The sequence below is a fragment of the Corynebacterium urinipleomorphum genome, assembly GCF_900155535.1.
Classification (GTDB): domain Bacteria; phylum Actinomycetota; class Actinomycetes; order Mycobacteriales; family Mycobacteriaceae; genus Corynebacterium; species Corynebacterium urinipleomorphum.
The window spans coordinates 56,571-74,194 of the sequence record NZ_LT706963.1; the positions used below are offsets into that span (position 1 = coordinate 56,571).

The window sequence follows — 17,624 nt, forward strand, 5'->3', positions numbered from 1 at the left end:
TCGATTCTATTGAAGAAACCACGGGTCAATCCTGTGGATAACTTAGCTTTTTCGAACACGGGCTGAGACACAGTGCCGATTCAATGCTCGCGCACTGTGGCCTCCAGCGGCGGAACACCCGTTCCACTTAGACGTGGAAACTCCCCACCAGGCGATCACTGATGACACAGTGCACCCAGCGGGGAGCAATACGAAATTTGAACCCTCAAACTTCCCCGCTGCTCCGGAGACAACCCTCGAGATTAGTGGGGCAGAAGCGCCTCGAGCTGGCGACGAGCGTCAGCGTGCATACGATCCAAGTCAGCAGTCGACGGGACCTGGATCAGACCCGCCTGGTTAGCAGCGAATACACCGCCGAGCAGGCCCGCCAGGACACCAGCAGTGATCCACCAGTTCAGAGCCGTACCCAGCTGGTGCCTACGCGCGGCATCCCATTGCAAAGAGCTACCCAACACCTTGTTGAGGGACTCCTTAGACTGGTATTTCTCCCAGTTAGCTTTCTCTACCGGTCCCTCATTCTCATCCACGTCGATGTCTGGGGTCTCGTACTCCTCTGGGATCTCCAGCTTGTAAATGCTTTCAATCAACGGAGAGAAGAAGCCCATGCGCGTAGCTTTCCCCCAAGCCTCCCTCAATTCTTCGTCATCAGCGAAGCTCGAGTGTTCCGAGCTGTGGGCCGGGGAGCTCAGCTCGAGAATCGGCTTGATGGAGCTTGCCTGGTCTTCAACGGGGCGCTCGACACCAGCGTGTGCGGGCGCAGCACCCGCGATGAGGGATACGGACAGGGCAGCAGCGACAATACGGCGCTTCATCATTGCTCCTTAGGGAGAGGGTTTCCAGCACCGCAAGCATAAGACTTCAGCACCAATCAAGCAGCGCGTTCATAGAAAGTTCACCCACGTAACCAGCAGCTAACGCTTATCGACGCCCCCACGAACCCAAAACACCCCAACCTCATCCGCCGGTGCGGATGTGGCTGGGGCGCGGAAACTACGCAGGTTCAGGGCTACGGCAGCTTGACCAGACCCTGCTGAACGGCGAAGCCGCCAAGTCCGGCAAGAAGCAGTGCAGCAATGCCGGTGCCGAGGATGATGTCGAAAGTCTTTCCGACTGGGTAACCACGGAACACATCGTTGCGAACAGAGCTAGCGAGAGCTGACGGCACAGTGTCGGTCTCTACCATTCGCTTGTAACTGGGCGTGACGTTACCTGTCAATGCCGACGCTACAACGTAAGCGACCATGAAACCGTCAGAGACTTCCGAGGATGTCTTGGCGGGCGCTGCCTGAGCAGGCGCGACAGAAAGGGAGAGGGCAGTTGCGGCTGCGAGGCCGGCGGCGACGAAACGACGCTTCATGGTGGGCTCCTCCTGGGAAGCAAGTGCGGAACGGGTGCCAAGGATATTGGCATGAGCTGAACATAAGCAGGCGGGACCGCTTTTCCCTATCGGACTGGAGACCACTCCCCGCGCCAAAGGGGGTAGCGGGGGTTAGAACACGAGATTGACCAGCACCATGTAGATGGCAGTGCCGACGAGAATGGACAAGCCGGCGCGGCGCTTCCACGCATGGAGGGCGAGGGTGATGCCAGCGGCGATGAGGGCAGCCCAGATGCCGCCGGGATTCTCGCGGGAGCTGGAGAGGGTGTAGACGACGAGGACGGTCATCACGCCGACAGGCATGGTCGCACCGAGGAATTGGATAACGGGGCTGCCCTTCAACAGTCGGAGGAAACTGAAGGGGAGGGCACGCAGCAGAATTGTGACGACGCAGACGGGGATGAGAACTGCGGCGACCATGCTGAGGGAGACACCGGTGGGAAGGCCCATGATCAGCGGCCACCTTCGGGCTGCGGAGGTGTCTGGGGGTATGAGAGCTCGAGGGCCTTATCCACGCCGGGGAGGGCGTAGCGCAGTAAGAGGACGAGGAAGTAGGCGGTCAGGGCGACCATGAGCAACCAGCTGGGGGCGATCACAGCAACAAGGACGGCGATCGCGGTGGCGGTCAACGGCAGGGAGAAGTCCTTGTTCGAGATGAAGGACTCGTAGGCGAGCACGACGAACAGGGCGGTGAGGGCGAAGTCCATGCCCTTCACCTCAGGCGGGATGACCACACCGAGGAGAGCACCGATGATACCGGGGATCACCCACAACAGCTGGCAGGCGATCTGGGTGGTGAGGATGCGTGTGCCGGAAAGGGTGGCGCGGGTGGATGGGGGGAGGGAGGAGATGACGGCGTAGGTTTCGTCGGTAAGCGCGTAGGTGGAGTAGGCGCGGCCGAGCGGCGAAGAAATGCGGTCGCGGGGGAACGTGAGGCCGTAGAAAATGTGGCGGAAGTTCACCATGAACCCGGTGACGGCGGCGGACAGGGGACCGACGCCGGCGGTGACCATCTGCACGGCGAGGAATTCCATCGATCCGGCGTAAATGACCACTGAGAAGATGGGGGTCCACCACCAGGCGAAGCCGGCTTGGGTCATCACCAGGCCGAATGCGAGGCCGAGGGGAATGAGTCCTAAGCCCACAACCCAGAAGTCCTTCAGGGCAGCGCGGATCTCGTGGCGCATGCTCGGCACTGCTTAGTTGTCCTCGAGGTCCGCGGGGAACGTGGAGAACAGCGGCAGCGGCATCGGCTGACGGCGCAAAACGTCGCTGTACAAGTCCGAGGCGGCAGGCGCGACCACGTCGGTGGGCAGGGCGGGGGCGACGTACCAGTCCCCGCGCTCAATCTCCTCGTCGAGCTGGCCGGGCGCCCACTCGGCGTAACCGGAGAAAACGCGCATCCCCTCGAGAAGACCGGCGACGCTCTCCGGCTCGGCGCGCAGGTTCACGTGAACGAGGCGGTTAGCCAAGCGGGTGAATTCGGGATGCTCCTCAATGACCGTGCCGTTCGCGGTCATCCCCACAGCGATGGCAGCCTGCGGGCGCAAGGGTCCGCCGATGTAGAGGGCCTGCGGCTTTGCCACCTCCGGCAGCCACTCGGGAAGGACCGAATGCACAGCCACCTCGGAACGGCGGTTGAGGATGACGCCGAAGGTGGCGTCGGGGGAGACGTCGATAAGCAAAATGACCGTGCGGGCGAAGTCTTCGGCGAGCATGCCCGGCGCGGCGACCAACAGCATGCCGGGCGCCGGTGTTTGGCGTTCGAGCGCGGTGAACAAGCGGTCCGCGTAAAAGAACTCAGCCATTTTCCTTCTCCCACCAAGCCTTGAGCTCCGCGACGGCCTCCTCGTGGTCGAGCTCGCCGCGCTCAAGGCGCAAGTCCTTCATATACTTCCAGGCTTTGCCCACCTCGGGGCCCGGTTTAAGGTCGAGGATCTCCATGATCTCGTTGCCGTCCAGGTCCGGGCGAACCCGGGCGAGGTCCTCCTTGGCGGAAAGGTCCGCGATGCGCTCCTCTAGCTGGTCGTACGTGCGCTGCAGACGCGAGGCCTTCTTCGGGTTGCGCGTGGTGCAGTCGGCGCGGACGAGCTTGTGCAGGCGGGGGAGGAGGTCTCCCGCGTCCGTGACGTAGCGACGCACGGCGGAATCGGTCCACTGGCCTTCGCCGAAGCCGTGGAAGCGCATGTGCAGGTAGACAAGCTGGCCCACGTCCTCGATGACGTGCTTGGGGTACTTCAGCTTGCGCATGCGCTTGCGGGTCAGCTTCGCGCCCACGACCTCGTGGTGGTGAAAGGACACCCCGCCGCCGGGCTTGAGCTCGCGTGTGTCCGGCTTGCCGATGTCGTGCATGAGCGCCGCCCACCGCAACTTCAGGTCGGGCCCCTCCTCCTCGAGCTCTGTCGCCTGGCGCAGAACGGTGAGCGAGTGGGCGTAGACGTCCTTGTGCTGCATGTGCTCGTCGCGCTCGAGCTTGAGGGCGGGAACCTCCGGCAGAATGTGGTCGGCCAGACCCGTTTCAACCAGCAAGTCGATGCCCTCCCACGGCTGCAGGCCCAGCATGAGCTTGTCCAGCTCCGCCTGCACGCGCTCGACCGTGATGCGGTTTATCTCCTCGGCCATGTCCGTCATCGCCTGCTTGACGCGGGGGCTGACGGTGAATCCCAGCTGGGACACGAACCGTGCGGCGCGCAGCATGCGCAGGGGATCGTCCCGGAAGCTCACCTCGGGGGCTTGCGGGGTGTCCAGTGTGCGGTCGAGCAGGTCCTTCAAACCGTCGACGGGGTCATGGAAGTCCAGCTTGAGCGTGGCGGACCCGTCCGATGCCGGCAGGAGTTCAATGGCCATCGCGTTCGCCCGGAAATCACGTCGCACCAGATCGCCCTCAATGGTGTCGCCGAAGGTGACTTCGGGGTTCCGGGTAACACCGTCATATAGGTCGGCGCGGAACGTGGTCACCTCCACCTGCTGGCCCTGCTTCACCGTGGACACAGTGCCGAATTCAATGCCGGTGTCCCACACTGCCTCGCCCCACTCGGTGAGGATCGCCTTGATTGTCTCCGGGCGGGCCGAGGTGGTGAAGTCGAGGTCATGGCCCAACCGGCCCAGCATCGCGTCACGCACCGGGCCGCCGACGAGGTAGAGGGCCTCGCCCTCCGCCGCGAAAGCTGCGGCGAGCGGCCCAAGCAGACCGGCGAGCTCCGCCACAGCACTCTCCGCGCGGGCGAGCAAAGCGATGAACGCTGTCGGATCCCCCTTCTCCGGCAGGTTGAACAGCTCCGCTGGGTCGGTCGAATTCTTCGCACTGTTCATCGGGTTGGTCACCCGCCCAACCTTACAGCCCCAGGCAAACCAGCCCGGATGGAGCAGGCAATCAAGCGGGGTCTCAAGCAGGGTCTCAAGTACCACACGAGAACCACGGCCGGATACCATTTAGAAGATGGCTCAGAACACCCCCGGCGATTCCGATTCGCCGAAGCACAACACGCGCAGGCGCAAACGCCGCCGGCGCGCTTCGAGCCACGCCCAGAACAACAACGGTAGCCACAATGGCGGCACCAAGAACCCCAACAACGGCGGCGAGAAGAACAACAAGGGCAACCGCAAGCGCCGCGGGGGCAACAACAATCAGCGCCGCCAAGGCGGCAATAACCAGCGCGGAAACCAGCGGAACAATCAGCGCAGCCGGGGCGGCGGAAGCAACAGGTACCGCAAGCCGCAGCACAACAGCGCACAGTACGCGTCCCAAAATATGGAGACCCGCGACGAGACAAGTGCAGGCGGCCTTGTCGTCTCCGGCATGGCGGAGGCTGTCGCGTCCGACGGTTCCGTGGACATGTCGCAGATCTACGTCGCGCTCATCGGGCGCCTCGACCGCCGCGGCCGCCTGTTATGGTCCATGCCGAAGGGGCACGTCGAGCCGGGCGAGCACCAGTGGGACACAGCGCGCCGGGAGGTTTGGGAGGAGACCGGCATCACGGGGGAGCCGTTCGCGGAACTGGGCATCATCGATTACTGGTTCGTCTCCGACGGCGTGCGCATCCACAAGACGGTCCACCACAACCTGCTGCGCTACGTCGACGGCGTGCTTAACGACGAAGACCCGGAGGTCACCGAAGTTGCCTGGGTGCCGGTCAGCGAACTGATCGAGCATTTGGCGTACGCCGACGAGCGCAAACTGGCCCGCATCGCTTTCGACAAAATGCCGGATTACGCGCGGGCGGAAAAGGAAGCGGGAAGGACCACCCCGCGGTGACGGGTCGGCGCACGCATCGGGCGGCTGCGGTATTCACCGCGGCAGCGCTCGCATGCGCGCCGCTGTCCACCGCCGCAGAGCCCGTTCCGCTCGACCCCAACGATCCCGCGGTCGCGCACGAGTGGGTCAATCCGCAGATCCGCCCGGATGACGGGAAGCAAGGGCTGAAGCTTTCGCTTATCGACGCCCCTTTGTCCCTCCCTTCCGGCACCCCCACCTCCATCACAGTGCGCGTCCGGAACGACTCTGAAGCAGAGGTTTCCGGTCTGACCATTGCACCGCTGCGGGGTCCGGCTTCCGGGTCAGTGTCGGATGCCCGGGCGGCGACCGTTGCCTCGGTCTCGGAATACAGCCCCGCCGGAGACGATGTGGACGTCCCCACATTGGAGCCCGGTGAAGAGATAGACGTGAAGGTCACGGTAGTCACGGACGAGCACCCGCTGACCACCACATTCCCCATGATGCTGGTTCTGGGGCAGGACGGGGTGCAGCTGGACACCGAGCGGTGGCACATGACTGTCGCGGGAACCGGAACCGAGTCCCAGCTGACCCCAGCCGGAATGAGCGTGCTCTTTCCCATCTCCGCTCCCGTTGACATTGTGCCGGGGGAAACGGGGGAGGCACCGAACCGGCCGTCGCTGATCTTGTCCTCCGAGAACTTGGCTACCCAACTGGCGCCCGGGGGCCGCTTGGACGCACTAGTGGATACATACGCGGAAACCACCCAAGATGGCGGCACTCGTGCGGCGACATGCCTGGCGGTCGACCCAGCGCTGCTGGACACAGTCGAGCGCATGAGCCAGGGGTACACGGTGGACGACGACAGGCCCGCGCCCGGCTTGAACCGCAAACGCCTACGCGACTCCTGGGGCAGCGACGACACCGCCGCAGGAGCCGAACAGGGCACCGGTGCCGATGACGCGAAGGCCTGGTTAGACAAGCTCCGCGCTGCTGCCAAAGATAACTGCACCGTCGCGCTGCCGTGGGCGAATGCGGACCTCAACGCAGTCGCACGCACCGGTGACACGTGGCTCATGCGCGAATCGCTTGAACGCGGTCCCTTCACTGTGGAGCGGGTCCTGCAGACACCAACGCTGCGCAACATGGTGGTTCCCGGCGCGGGCTACCTTGAGCCCGAATCTGCGCCGGGCATGGGCTGGGCAGATCTGAGCCGGTCCACCCTGCCGGAAGGCGGCATGCACACCGAATGGGAACGGGACCAAGCGGCACGGGCGAAGGGTGCCGCTGAACCCGGCGGGCGCATTGAAGGGGAGCAGAGTAGCAACCTGGACAATCCGAAGCCGCCGAATGCGCAAGATGCGGCAGCACCGGTACCTGGGCAGCCGGTACGGGTACTGGTGGCGGACAACACAGTGGTGTCCGCTGCGGGCACCTCGCACCGCGTCGCGCTCACCCCGGGGGTCGAAGCAGCGACATTCGACAGCGCGTTGGCCTCCACGCTCGCGGCGACCGGACCACAGCCGGAGACTCCGGGGTACTCGGACGAAAACCTACGCTTCGACTTCACTCTGGACTCCCCCCAGGCGCGCGACCTCACGGCGGCGACGGCGGTGCGCACAGCCGCGCAATCGAGGACACTTCCCGGAGAAGTCGCCGGGGCACCGGACCTCGAACCGACGCTGGTGAACCCGCCGGTCACATGGGAGCCGTCCACCGCCCGCGCGGTGATGGAGACCGTCACCGCGCTGTTCGCTGAGCGCACCGCAACGCCGATGGCGCTGGCGGATTATGTGGGGGCGGCGGGGGAAGTGGGGCAGGGGGACGTCGATAAGCTGGGCGTTCCTGAATCCGACCCTGCCGTGTTCACGGACACCGAGGTGCTCAATTCCGCGCAGCAAGCGCGCTTTATCAATGACCTCACGGCGCTCTTGGCTAACGACGACGCGATCGCACTCACGCGCTACGGGTACACGCTGCCGCTGCGCACCGACCTGCTGACGGCACTGAGCGTGACCGGTCGGCGCGCGTACACGGGCTACACGGACGCGGAGAAGCGCACGCGTGAGCGGCTCAACGGCGACCGCGACACGCTCGCGGAACTACGCTCCTCCATCGCGCTGATCCCGCCGGGCAACGTGTACACGCGCACGTCCGCGTCGTCGCCGCTGCTCATCGTGGCGCAGAACGGTCTCCCGCTGCCTGTGGACGCGACAATTCTCTACCGCGGTCCGGACGGCGCCCGCCTGAACACGCCGCCGGAATTCCGGATCCCGGCGCGCGGCTCGCTCACGCTGCAGATGACCGCGGACCTGCCTTCGGACAGTGAACGCACCGACCTGCAGCTGTACCTGGCTACCCCGCAGAACCAGCCTATTTCGCAGCCGGTGGGGATCGGGGTGCAGACCGCGGGGACCTCGATAAGCAACTGGTTCATCATTTCGCTGCTGGCCGGACTGTTCGTGCTCGCTGTCGTGGCGCAATTGGGGAAACGCCGACGGGATAGAGATTCCGGGCGGGCCGACTAACATACCCTTGACCCAGAATTCCTAGGGCTGTCTCAGGCTAGTCCGGGGTTCTTTTGCAGACTATTTCCGGGACCAAGGTGAGCGTGTCATGGTGGACCAGCCCGTAACGGCAGCGGAGGACGAGAAACAGACGAGCGACAGAGCCGTCGTCCGGTCCACCGGTTCCATGGCCGTGGCGACTCTGATGTCGCGCATCACCGGGTTCATCCGCACGGTGATGATCACATCGGCGCTCGGTGGCGCGGTCGCCTCCGCGTTCAACACCGCCAACACTCTGCCGAACATGATCACGGAGATCGTGCTGGGCTCGGTGCTCACGGCACTGGTCGTGCCGGTGCTCGTGCGCGCGGAGAAGGAGGACCCGGACCGCGGCGAGGCCTTCATCAGGCGGCTGTTCACGCTGACCATCACGCTGCTGACCACAGTGACACTGCTCACGGTCATCGGCGCGCCGCTGTTGACCAAGTTGATGCTGGATGAAGCCGGTCACGTCAACCTGGTGCAGGCGACCTCGTTCGCCTATCTGCTGCTCCCGCAGATCATGTTCTACGGTCTGTTCTCCCTGTTCATGGCCATTTTGAACACCAAGGAAGTGTTCCGGCCCGGGGCGTGGGCGCCGGTGGCGAACAATCTGGTCTCCATCGGCGTGATGCTGCTGTACATGATCCTGCCGGGGCAACTCGACCCGAAGGAGCACACCGCCGTCACCGACCCGCACATCTTGCTGCTGGGTCTGGGCACCACCCTCGGTGTGGCCGTGCAGTGCCTGATCATGCTGCCGGCGCTTCGGCGGCTCAACATCGACCTGCGCCCGCTGTGGGGGATTGACGAACGGCTCAAGCAGTTCGGCGGCATGGCCCTGGCAATCATCACCTACGTGGCCATCTCGCAGGCGGGCTACATCATCAACAACCGCATCGCCTCGGGCGTGGACAGCTCCGCCCCCGTGATCTACATGCAGCACTGGCAGCTGCTCCAGGTGCCCTACGGCATCGTGGGCGTGACCCTGCTGACGGCGATCATGCCTCGGCTGTCCCGCAACGCCGCCAACGGCGACGACGAAGCTGTGGTGCGCGACCTGACTCTGGGAACGAAGCTGACGTTCCTCGCGCTGATCCCCATCATCATCTTCATGACAGCGCTGGGCCCCGATATTGGCAACGCCCTGTTCGGCTACGGCAACTTCACCAACGCCGAAGCCCGGACCTTGGGCCTGACGCTGAGCTTCGCCGCATTCACGCTCATCCCGTACGCCTTGGTCATGCTGCACCTGCGCGTGTTCTACGCCCGGGAGGAGGCGTGGACGCCCACGTTCATCATCGCCGGCATCACGCTGACCAAAGTCGTGCTGGCGTTTCTGGCCCCCACCGTGGCCGCGCGGCCCGACCAGGTCGTGGTGCTGCTCGGCGCCGCGAACGGCTTCGGTTTCGTCGCCGGTGCCGTCATCGGCGCATTCCTCTTGCGCCGGAAGCTCGGCTCCCTGAAGTTCGGCTCGGTCCTGCACACTTCTGTGTGGGCCGCAGCCGCGGGCCTCGTCGGTATCGCCGCGGCTCTCCTCGTGCGCTTCCTGCTCCACCTCATTCCGGGCGGCATGCCAGGCCTGGCCATGGCCCTGGGCCGGCGCGACTCCTTCGGCCTGCTGCTGGAGATCCTCATTCTCGGTGTCGTGTTCGTGGTGGCCACCGGCATCGCCCTGTCCTTCTCCACACTGCCGGAGGTGCGAAACCTCGGTGCCGCCCTGGCCCGTATCCCCGGCCTGAACCGCATCGTGCGCACCAGTCCGGCGAATGACGTCTCCACCGGGGAAGTGGACCCGCAGGAAGTCTCGTCGCAGTTCTTGGTCTCCGACACCTTCAACACCTCCCCGGTCCCGCCGCCGATGTCCGCAGGCGTTGTCCGGGGTCCGCGTCTGGTGCCCGGCGCGGCGGTGTCCGACGGGCGCTTCCGCCTCATGCGCGATTACGGCTCCAGCTCCTGCGCCCGCTTCTGGCAGGCCCGCGAGCAGGAGACCGGGCGCATGGTGGCTCTGACCTTCGTGGATACGTGCGGTGCCGCCCCGCTGGCGCCGGTGTCACCGCGCCAGGCAGCTATTGATGCCGCAGGTGTCTGCCACCGCACCAACCAGCTCTCGGCACTGAACCTGCCCGCTGTGGCGCCGGTGATTGAGACGATCCGGTACCGCACCGGCTGCGTGGTCGTGGCGGAGTGGGTCCCGGGCTCCGACCTGAAGACGGTCGCCGACGCCGGCGAGCCGCTGCTCGACCAGGCAGTGGCCGCGGCGATGGTGCCGCTCACCGCCTCCATCGCCGCGGCCCACGAGCAAGGAGTGCCTCTTGGCCTGGACAACCGCAACCGCATGCGCGTGAGCGACGACGGTACCGTCGTCCTCGCCTTCCCCGCGGTCCTGCCTGCGGCACACCCCGGCAACGATGCGTCCGCCTATGCCTTCGCGCTGGAACTCCTCGCCGGCGCGGCTGAAACCAGTGAACTGACAGACATCACCCGCGCCGCCCGCGCCGAGCAGCCCGACTACCGCGGCATCGAGCAATCCCTCATGGCAGTCGCCCAACAGACCAGCCCGCACACGATCGTGCGGCAACCGGAGAAGGACGAGCCCCAGCACGAACCAGGCCATGAAACACGCCGAGGGGGCTTCGGCGAACGCGGCGTGGGCCCATTGGGAACCGCCGGACTGGTCACCGTGGCGATCACAGCGGTGCTGCTTGTCGCCGCACTGACCGTGTACCTCGTGGGCCTGTTCAACAACCGGCCGGATTCCCCGATCACCAGTGAATCCGCGCGAGACGGCGCCGAGAATGTTTCTGAGGGCATCGAGAACGCCCCCAGCGGCAAGCTCCCCGTCATCATCGCGCCGCTGAACGCCGCGCCATGGGGCGACAGCACCAGTAGCACGAGCAGTACGGACCTCAGCCCGCTTATTGACGGCCAAGACTCCACCACCGCCTCCCTGACCGCCGGCGAGAGAATCCTGCTGACCCCGGAGGACGGCGGCGAGTTCGTTCCGGAGGAGCTCAACATCGATTCCGGCGCTGACACGGGCACCAGTGGCTCCGCCTACACCATCTACGGCATCGACGAGCACACCCAGGACGCCACCGACGTCAATCACCTGCGCATCCTCGCCACCGGCACCCTGAAGGACAGCCACACGAGCGTCGACATCGACGACCAACCGGCAGTCACCGGCCTCGTTGTTTCCCTCGAGGATGAGGCCACCATCAAAGGCGTCACCGTCGTGGGGTCACGCGTCCGCTGACAGCTGCGCACTGAAGTGCGCACCGGCCCCGCGCGCCTGCCACCCCTGCCGGGCAGAATGGGACCCGCACCACACATCGGGGACTTGTTCGGGGGGACGAGGACATGACGCACAGTCACGGCCGGTTGGCGCGCACCTACCGGCAGAACGCACTACGCAAGCAGCAACAGCAGGAGAAGACCGACAAAGCCCTGGTCAAAGACTATGTCGCGGGGGACCACCAAGCATTTGCCATCATCGTGCAAAGGCATAGGAAGAGAATGTTGGCGGTGGCACGGCGGTACGCCCGCAACGAGCACGACGCGCAGGACATTGTCCAGGACGCGCTATTCAAGGCCTCGCGCAACATGCACACGTTCCGCTCCGAATCGGCGCTGACCACGTGGTTGCACCGATTGGTGCTCAACGCCGGGTACGACCACGCCAAGCGCGCGGACAACAAGCGCCAGCACGCCAGCCTCGACGACACCGAGAAGATCAACCACGACTCGAACCGCTACCTCGCGCACGACCCGCTGGGCAACCTCGACCGCCTGCTCGCGCTCCGCCAGGCCATGGGCCAACTCCCGGCCGCGCAACGCAGGGCTTTGATGCTTATCGACGTCGCCGGTTACTCCATCAACTCCGCCGCCACCCACCTGGGCGTGCGCCCCGGCACAGTGAAATCACGGAGGAACCGTGCGCGGCGGGCGCTGACGGAGTCCATGCGCAGTTAACTACACTGTCTGGCATGACTGAGACGAACGAGTCGAACGTGCCCAATGTGCCGAACGTGCCGAAAGTACCGGGCTTCCCCTCCGCCAATGCCCTGGGCGGATTCAACAGCGCTCCGGAGACCGCTCCGACCGAGGAGATGAAGGAAGCGGCGGAACGCTCCGGCGCCGAGGCCGACAGCTCCACGGTGCACGATGTCATCGTCGTCGGCTCCGGCCCGGCCGGCTACACCGCCGCCCTGTACACGGCGCGCGCCGACCTCAAGCCGCTCGTCTTCGAGGGCTACGAGTACGGCGGCGAGTTGATGAACACCACCGAGGTAGAGAACTTCCCCGGCTTCCAGAACGGAATCATGGGCCCGGACCTGATGATGGAAATGCGCGCCCAGGCCGAGCGCTTCGGCGCTGACCTGCGCGCCGACCAAGTGGACCGCGTGGAGCTAGAAGGCGACATCAAGAAAGTCTTCGTCGGCGACGAGGAGTTCCAGGCACGCGCCATCATCCTGGCCACCGGTGCCGCACCGCGCCACCTGGGCATTCCCGGCGAGCAGGAGTTGACCGGCCGCGGCGTGTCCACCTGCGCGACGTGCGACGGCTTCTTCTTCAAGGACCACCACATCGCCGTCGTCGGTGGCGGCGACTCCGCAATGGAGGAGGCCACCTTCCTCACCCGCTTCGGCTCCAAGGTGACCATCATTCACCGCCGCGAGGAGTTCCGCGCCTCCCAGATCATGCTGGACCGCGCCAAGGAGAACGACAAGATCGAATTCCTCACCAACTCCGTCGTGGAGGAGGTTCTTGAGGACGGCGGCAGCGTCGCCGGCCTGCGCATCAAGAACACCCAGACGGGCGAGGAGTCCACGTTGGACGCCACCGCCATGTTCGTCGCCATCGGCCACGACCCGCGCTCCGGCTTCCTCGACGGTCAGGTGGCCACCGATTCCGAAGGCTACGTCACCGTCGAACAGCCCAGCACCAAGACGTCTGTTCCGGGCGTGTTCGCCGCCGGCGACTTGGTGGACAACTACTACCAGCAAGCCATCACCGCCGCGGGATCCGGATGCCGCGCCGCCATCGACGCAGAGCACTACCTCGAAGCGCTGTAACCACGCCACTTTCACTCACCAACGGAAAAGAGGACACATATGAGCACAGCTATCGATGTCAACCAAAACACCTTCAAGTCGGAGGTCGTCGAATCCGACGTGCCCGTCATCGTGGATTTCTGGGCCGAGTGGTGCGGCCCCTGCAAGAAGCTGTCCCCGATCCTGGACGAGGTCGCTGCGGAGTTGGGCGACCAGGTCAAGGTGGCCAAGGTGAACGTGGACCAGGAGCGTACCCTGGCGGCGATGTTCCAGGTCATGTCCATCCCGAATGTCTTCATCTTCAAGGGTGGGCAGAAGGTCGACGAGTTCGTGGGCCTGGTGCCCAAGAGCGAGGTTCTCTCCCGCGTGCAATCCCACCTGTGACCATGGCAGCCGGTCAGGCATGCCATGCGACTCACGCGGACGCGGTGACAGTAAGATGAGACAGGTGCTCAAGGCTCGTGGTCAGGAAGGTGACTTGTGTTAGGTACGTATCGCGTGGGAGACTCCAGCGCGCGCGTCGCTGAAGTCCGCTCGTCCCTTGCACGCCTCGGGTTGCTCGACGACTTCGAGGGCGACGTAGGGGAGTGGAATCGCCGCCGGTTCTCGCAGGAGGAGATGTACTTCGACGAGGATTTGAGCACGACGCTGAAGGCGTTCCAGCAGTCCCGCGGCATTTTGCCATCGGGCGAGATCGACGACATCACGTTGCGCGAGCTGCGCCACGCCTCCTACACGCTGGGTGCGCGTGCGCTGTCGTACCAGCCCAACCAGATCCTCGTCGGCGACGATGTGAGCCAGCTGCAGAAGCAGCTGCAGGAGCTCGGGTTCTACTCCGGGCGGATCGACGGCCACTTCGGCCCCGATACCCACACCGCGCTGTCGAACTACCAGATCAACTACGGCATCCAGGATGACGGCGTGTGTGGGCCAGAGACCTTGCACGCCCTGAGCTTGCTGGGCCGCCGCATCACCGGCGGATCGACGCAAGCGATCCGCGAGCGCGAGGTGGTCCGCATGGCGGGCCCACGTCTAACCGGCAAGCGCGTGGTCATCGACCCGAACTTCAACGCCGAAGACATGGCCACCATCCAGGGGCCCTACGGCCAGATCACCGAGGAAGAGATCCTGTGGGATTTGGCCTCCCGTGTCGAGGCACGCATGATCGCCGCCGGCATGGAGACAATCATGTCGCGCCCTCGCGGAGACAACCCGTCGCCCAAGGCGCGCGCGGACCTGGCGAACAGCTTCGAGGCGGACCTCATGGTGTCCCTGCAGCTGGACCGGTACCAGAACGAGAAGGCCAACGGAGTGGCCACGTTCTACTTCGGTTCGGAGCTCGGCGCGTCCTCCATGACGGGCGAGATGCTCTCCGGCTTCATTCAGCGCGAGATCGTCGCACGCACGGAGCTAGGCAACTGCTTCAACCACGGCCGCACGTGGGAACTGCTGCGCATGACGCAGATGCCGTCGGTGGAGATCGTGCTCGGTTACGTGACCAACGCCCACGACATGGCCATAATGACTAACCCGACGCAGCGCGATGCGATCGCGGAGGCCATCGTTGTGGCGGTGAAGAGGCTCTACCTCCTCGACCAGGATAACCAGCCCACGGGCACCTACTCGTTCACGGAGCTCCTGCGCCAGGAACGCTCCTAAGCTCCGCCCACGGGGACGCCGGCGAGGAGTTCGGCGATCTCCCGTTCCGTGAGCAAGTCGTGCGCGGGCGTCAGCTCCAGGCGCAACCGCGGGATCGCAGGGTGGTCAACCACGACGGTGAAGCCCGCGGATTCCAACACGTCGACGGGCATCACACCAATGGAGCTCCGTTTATCGACGATATCCCGCACCAGCCCCGTCACCTTCCCCTCCGCCAGCTCGGACACTGCCTCTGCGCGGTACCCGAACGCCTCGACGGCGGGAAGGGATTGCTGGGTGAGGGAGGCCACTGCGGCGTCGATAAGCACTGCCTCCCATCCTGTTCCTGCGGCTGCTACATCGATGTGCAGGCTGGTCAGGCAGAATGCGTCGGCCGAGAAGGGCGCGGTGGGCATGCGGACCGCTCCGGGCGCAGCGGACGGCGGGCACATGAGCAGCGTCGCATGCGCGCCTGCCGAGGTAGAGGGGTCGATGATGGAAAAGCCCACGGCTGGTTGCTCGTAGGCGAGGGAGAATAGCCATGCGGCTTTGTCCACCTCGGAGTCAATGCCGGCAAAGGCATCACCGAGAGGGTCGAGTTCCCAGAACACGCTGCGCGCCGTGGTTGGGTGAAGGCGGCTCAGGTTCGCCGCATCCAGCGGAATCACGCGGGCGTGTCGCAGCGGCATGGTCCTAGGGCTAGTCCGTGCCCTCGATGAGAGACATGATGCGCTCAAAATCGTCGCGGTCACCGAATTCGACGACGATCTTGCCTTTGCGCTTGCCCATGGTGACGGAGACTTTGGTGTCCCACTCATCGGCGAGGCGGTCGGCCGCCCGGGTGAGGAATTCCGGCTGCGGGACGGGCTCGCGCTTCGGCTTCTCCGGCAGCGCCCCTTGACGGTTGAGCAGCGTCACGGCCTCCTCCGTCGCACGCACGGAAAGACCTTCGGCGACGATCCGGTCAGCCAGCTGCTCCTGCGCTTCCGGACCCACCTTCACGCCGAGCAGCGCGCGGGCGTGGCCGGCGCTCAACACTCCGGCGGCAACGCGGCGCTGCACCGGGACAGGCAGGTTGAGCAGGCGGATCGAGTTGGTGATCACCGGGCGGGAACGCCCCAAGCGGTCCGCGAGTTGCTCTTGAGTGACGCCGAATTCCTCCAGCAGCTGCTGGTAGGCGGCGGCCTCTTCGAGGGGATTGAGCTGGACGCGGTGGATATTCTCCAGCAGGGCATCGCGCAGCATGTCCTCGTCGGACGTCTCGCGCACGATGGCTGGAATGCGCTTTAGGCCAGCCTTGGAGGAGGCGCGCCAGCGGCGCTCACCCATGATGAGCTCGTAGCCGTCCTTCGCCGGGCGGACCACAATGGGCTGAAGCAGACCGAATTCCTTGACAGAGTGGACCAGCTCAGCCAGCTCTTCCTCGTCGAAGCTGGTGCGCGGCTGCTTCGCGTTGGGGAAGATGTCCCCGATCGGGATCTCCTGGTAGGTCGCACCGAAAGAGTCCGCGGGGTTCGTCCCCGTCACCATTGCCGCCGGTACTGACGAGGGGCGGCCGACAGACGGAGCACCCGGAATCGTCGGGGCCCCCTTGACCTTCTTCTTCGGCTTCGGGTTGCTCCGCTCGCCCTTCTCATCGCGTGCTCCCTTGGTGCCGCCGATGATCACGTCCGCCGCACCGTCCCCGAGCGGGCCTGTCTTCTGGTGGTGGTCCGGGTTCGACGGAATCAGCGCCGCCAAGCCGCGGCCCAGGCCGCCCTTGCGTTGCTCTGCCATAGCTCTACTTAGTCCTCCTCGCTCAGCTGAGCGAAAATCTCGGGGCTGACACCGATCGGCCCGGTCGTCTCGTGCGGCTGGTAATCGCCGCGGGTAGCCAATTCGCGCGCGGCATCGAAGTACGCCAGTGCGCCGCGTGAACCCGGGTCGTATTCGATGACAGTCTGACCGTAGCCGGGCGCCTCCGACACCTTCACCGAGCGCGGGATCATATTGCGCAGCACCACGTCGCCGAACTGGCCGCGAACCTCTTCTGCGACCTGCTCGGAGAGCTTCGTACGGGCATCGAACATGGTCAACAGCACCGCGGAGATGTGCAGGTTCGGGTTCAAGGCGCCGCGGATCATGGTGATGTTGTTCAGCAGCTGTCCCACGCCCTCGAGCGCGTAGTACTCGCACTGGATGGGGATGAGCACCTCGTCGACTGCGTTCATCGCGTTGATGGTCAACAGACCCAGCGACGGCGGGCAATCCACAAAGACGTAGTCGAAGCCCTGCTCCTCGAGGAAGCGGCCGCGGAGCGCATCCGCGAGGCGGTATTCGCGGCGCACCAAACTGACCAACTCAATCTCCGCGCCCGCCAAGTCGATCGTGGCAGGAATGCACCAGAGATTGTCGTTGTCCCCGGAGCGCTGCAGAGCATCCTCCGGGGTGGCCTCACCAATGAGCAACTCGTAGCTGGATACCTCCCCGTCGCGGTGGGCGGCACCCAATGCGGTGGAGGCGTTGCCCTGCGGGTCCAAATCCACCACCAGGACCTTACGGCCCAGCTTTGCCAGCGATGCGGCCAGGTTCACCGACGTGGTGGTCTTGCCCACGCCACCCTTCTGGTTCGCCACAGTGATCAGGCGCGGCTGCTCCGGCTTGGGCACCGTCGCCTTCCCGTTATTCATCCGCGCCGCGCGGCGAGCCGCCGCAGCAATCGGAGTGTCATCCCACTGCTGGTCGTCCACATGGCCTCCCGTCACGGTCAAGTCAAAAGCAAAACGAAAAGAACTAACTAGTCAGTGTCAGAC

General features: G+C 65.0%; 16 protein-coding genes. 7 read left to right on the forward strand and 9 right to left on the reverse strand.

The features are described 5' to 3' along the window. Positions 1–242: 242 nt before the first annotated feature. The 6 genes from CZ338_RS03115 to CZ338_RS03140 all read right to left on the reverse strand — a co-directional run bounded on the left by CZ338_RS03115 (position 243) and on the right by CZ338_RS03140 (position 4,690). Positions 243–815: a hypothetical protein gene (locus CZ338_RS03115; RefSeq protein WP_087116860.1), complete on the reverse strand. Its 573-nt coding sequence runs from the start codon at positions 813–815 to the stop codon at positions 243–245. Between the two features lie 191 nt (positions 816–1,006). Continuing rightward, entirely contained in the window at positions 1,007–1,357 is a 351-nt protein-coding gene (locus tag CZ338_RS03120; protein ID WP_087116861.1) for a hypothetical protein, read from the reverse strand. Between the two features lie 132 nt (positions 1,358–1,489). After that, on the reverse strand, positions 1,490–1,828 hold the full coding sequence (locus CZ338_RS03125; RefSeq protein WP_087116862.1) for a branched-chain amino acid transporter permease: 339 nt from the start codon (positions 1,826–1,828) through the stop codon (positions 1,490–1,492). A gap of 2 nt (positions 1,829–1,830) precedes the next feature. Continuing rightward, a complete protein-coding gene (locus CZ338_RS03130; protein WP_087116863.1) occupies positions 1,831–2,565 on the reverse strand; it encodes an AzlC family ABC transporter permease in 735 nt (244 codons plus the stop codon). A gap of 12 nt (positions 2,566–2,577) precedes the next feature. Then, on the reverse strand, positions 2,578–3,186 hold the full coding sequence (locus tag CZ338_RS03135) for a YqgE/AlgH family protein (RefSeq protein ID WP_087116864.1): 609 nt from the start codon (positions 3,184–3,186) through the stop codon (positions 2,578–2,580). Then, complete coding sequence (locus tag CZ338_RS03140; RefSeq protein WP_087117266.1) at positions 3,179–4,690, reverse strand: CCA tRNA nucleotidyltransferase; 1,512 nt, start codon at positions 4,688–4,690, stop codon at positions 3,179–3,181. Before CZ338_RS03140 ends, CZ338_RS03135 begins: the two co-directional genes overlap by 8 nt. A gap of 127 nt (positions 4,691–4,817) precedes the next feature. Between CZ338_RS03140 and CZ338_RS03145 the strand changes: the two genes are divergently transcribed. From CZ338_RS03145 to CZ338_RS03175, 7 genes are all read left to right on the forward strand, one after another. Continuing rightward, entirely contained in the window at positions 4,818–5,633 is an 816-nt protein-coding gene (locus CZ338_RS03145) for an NUDIX hydrolase (protein ID WP_087116865.1), read from the forward strand. Then, positions 5,630–8,119 (forward strand): hypothetical protein, encoded by a 2,490-nt coding sequence (locus CZ338_RS03150; protein ID WP_087116866.1) that lies wholly within the window; start codon positions 5,630–5,632, stop codon positions 8,117–8,119. Before CZ338_RS03145 ends, CZ338_RS03150 begins: the two co-directional genes overlap by 4 nt. A gap of 88 nt (positions 8,120–8,207) precedes the next feature. Continuing rightward, entirely contained in the window at positions 8,208–11,396 is a 3,189-nt protein-coding gene (gene murJ / locus CZ338_RS03155; RefSeq protein ID WP_087116867.1) for a murein biosynthesis integral membrane protein MurJ, read from the forward strand. A 104-nt stretch (positions 11,397–11,500) separates the two neighbouring features. Continuing rightward, positions 11,501–12,112: a sigma-70 family RNA polymerase sigma factor gene (locus tag CZ338_RS03160; RefSeq protein ID WP_087116868.1), complete on the forward strand. Its 612-nt coding sequence runs from the start codon at positions 11,501–11,503 to the stop codon at positions 12,110–12,112. A gap of 137 nt (positions 12,113–12,249) precedes the next feature. Beyond that, positions 12,250–13,215: a thioredoxin-disulfide reductase gene (gene trxB / locus CZ338_RS03165; protein WP_087117267.1), complete on the forward strand. Its 966-nt coding sequence runs from the start codon at positions 12,250–12,252 to the stop codon at positions 13,213–13,215. A 39-nt stretch (positions 13,216–13,254) separates the two neighbouring features. Then, entirely contained in the window at positions 13,255–13,578 is a 324-nt protein-coding gene (gene trxA, locus CZ338_RS03170; RefSeq protein WP_087116869.1) for a thioredoxin, read from the forward strand. 114 nt (positions 13,579–13,692) lie between these two features. Beyond that, positions 13,693–14,853: an N-acetylmuramoyl-L-alanine amidase gene (locus tag CZ338_RS03175; RefSeq protein ID WP_087116870.1), complete on the forward strand. Its 1,161-nt coding sequence runs from the start codon at positions 13,693–13,695 to the stop codon at positions 14,851–14,853. On the opposite strand, the gene CZ338_RS03180 is transcribed toward CZ338_RS03175, so the two are convergent. The 3 genes from CZ338_RS03180 to CZ338_RS03190 are packed head-to-tail and all read right to left on the reverse strand — an operon-like array spanning position 14,850 to position 17,561. Continuing rightward, positions 14,850–15,521, reverse strand: a complete 672-nt coding sequence (locus tag CZ338_RS03180; protein ID WP_087116871.1) for a hypothetical protein — start codon at positions 15,519–15,521, stop codon at positions 14,850–14,852. The two genes, CZ338_RS03175 and CZ338_RS03180, sit on opposite strands and share 4 nt — an antisense overlap. 10 nt (positions 15,522–15,531) lie before the next feature. Then, positions 15,532–16,608, reverse strand: a complete 1,077-nt coding sequence (locus CZ338_RS03185) for a ParB/RepB/Spo0J family partition protein (protein ID WP_087116872.1) — start codon at positions 16,606–16,608, stop codon at positions 15,532–15,534. A gap of 8 nt (positions 16,609–16,616) precedes the next feature. Beyond that, positions 16,617–17,561 (reverse strand): ParA family protein, encoded by a 945-nt coding sequence (locus CZ338_RS03190; RefSeq protein WP_087116873.1) that lies wholly within the window; start codon positions 17,559–17,561, stop codon positions 16,617–16,619. Between the last annotated feature and the right edge of the window lie 63 nt (positions 17,562–17,624).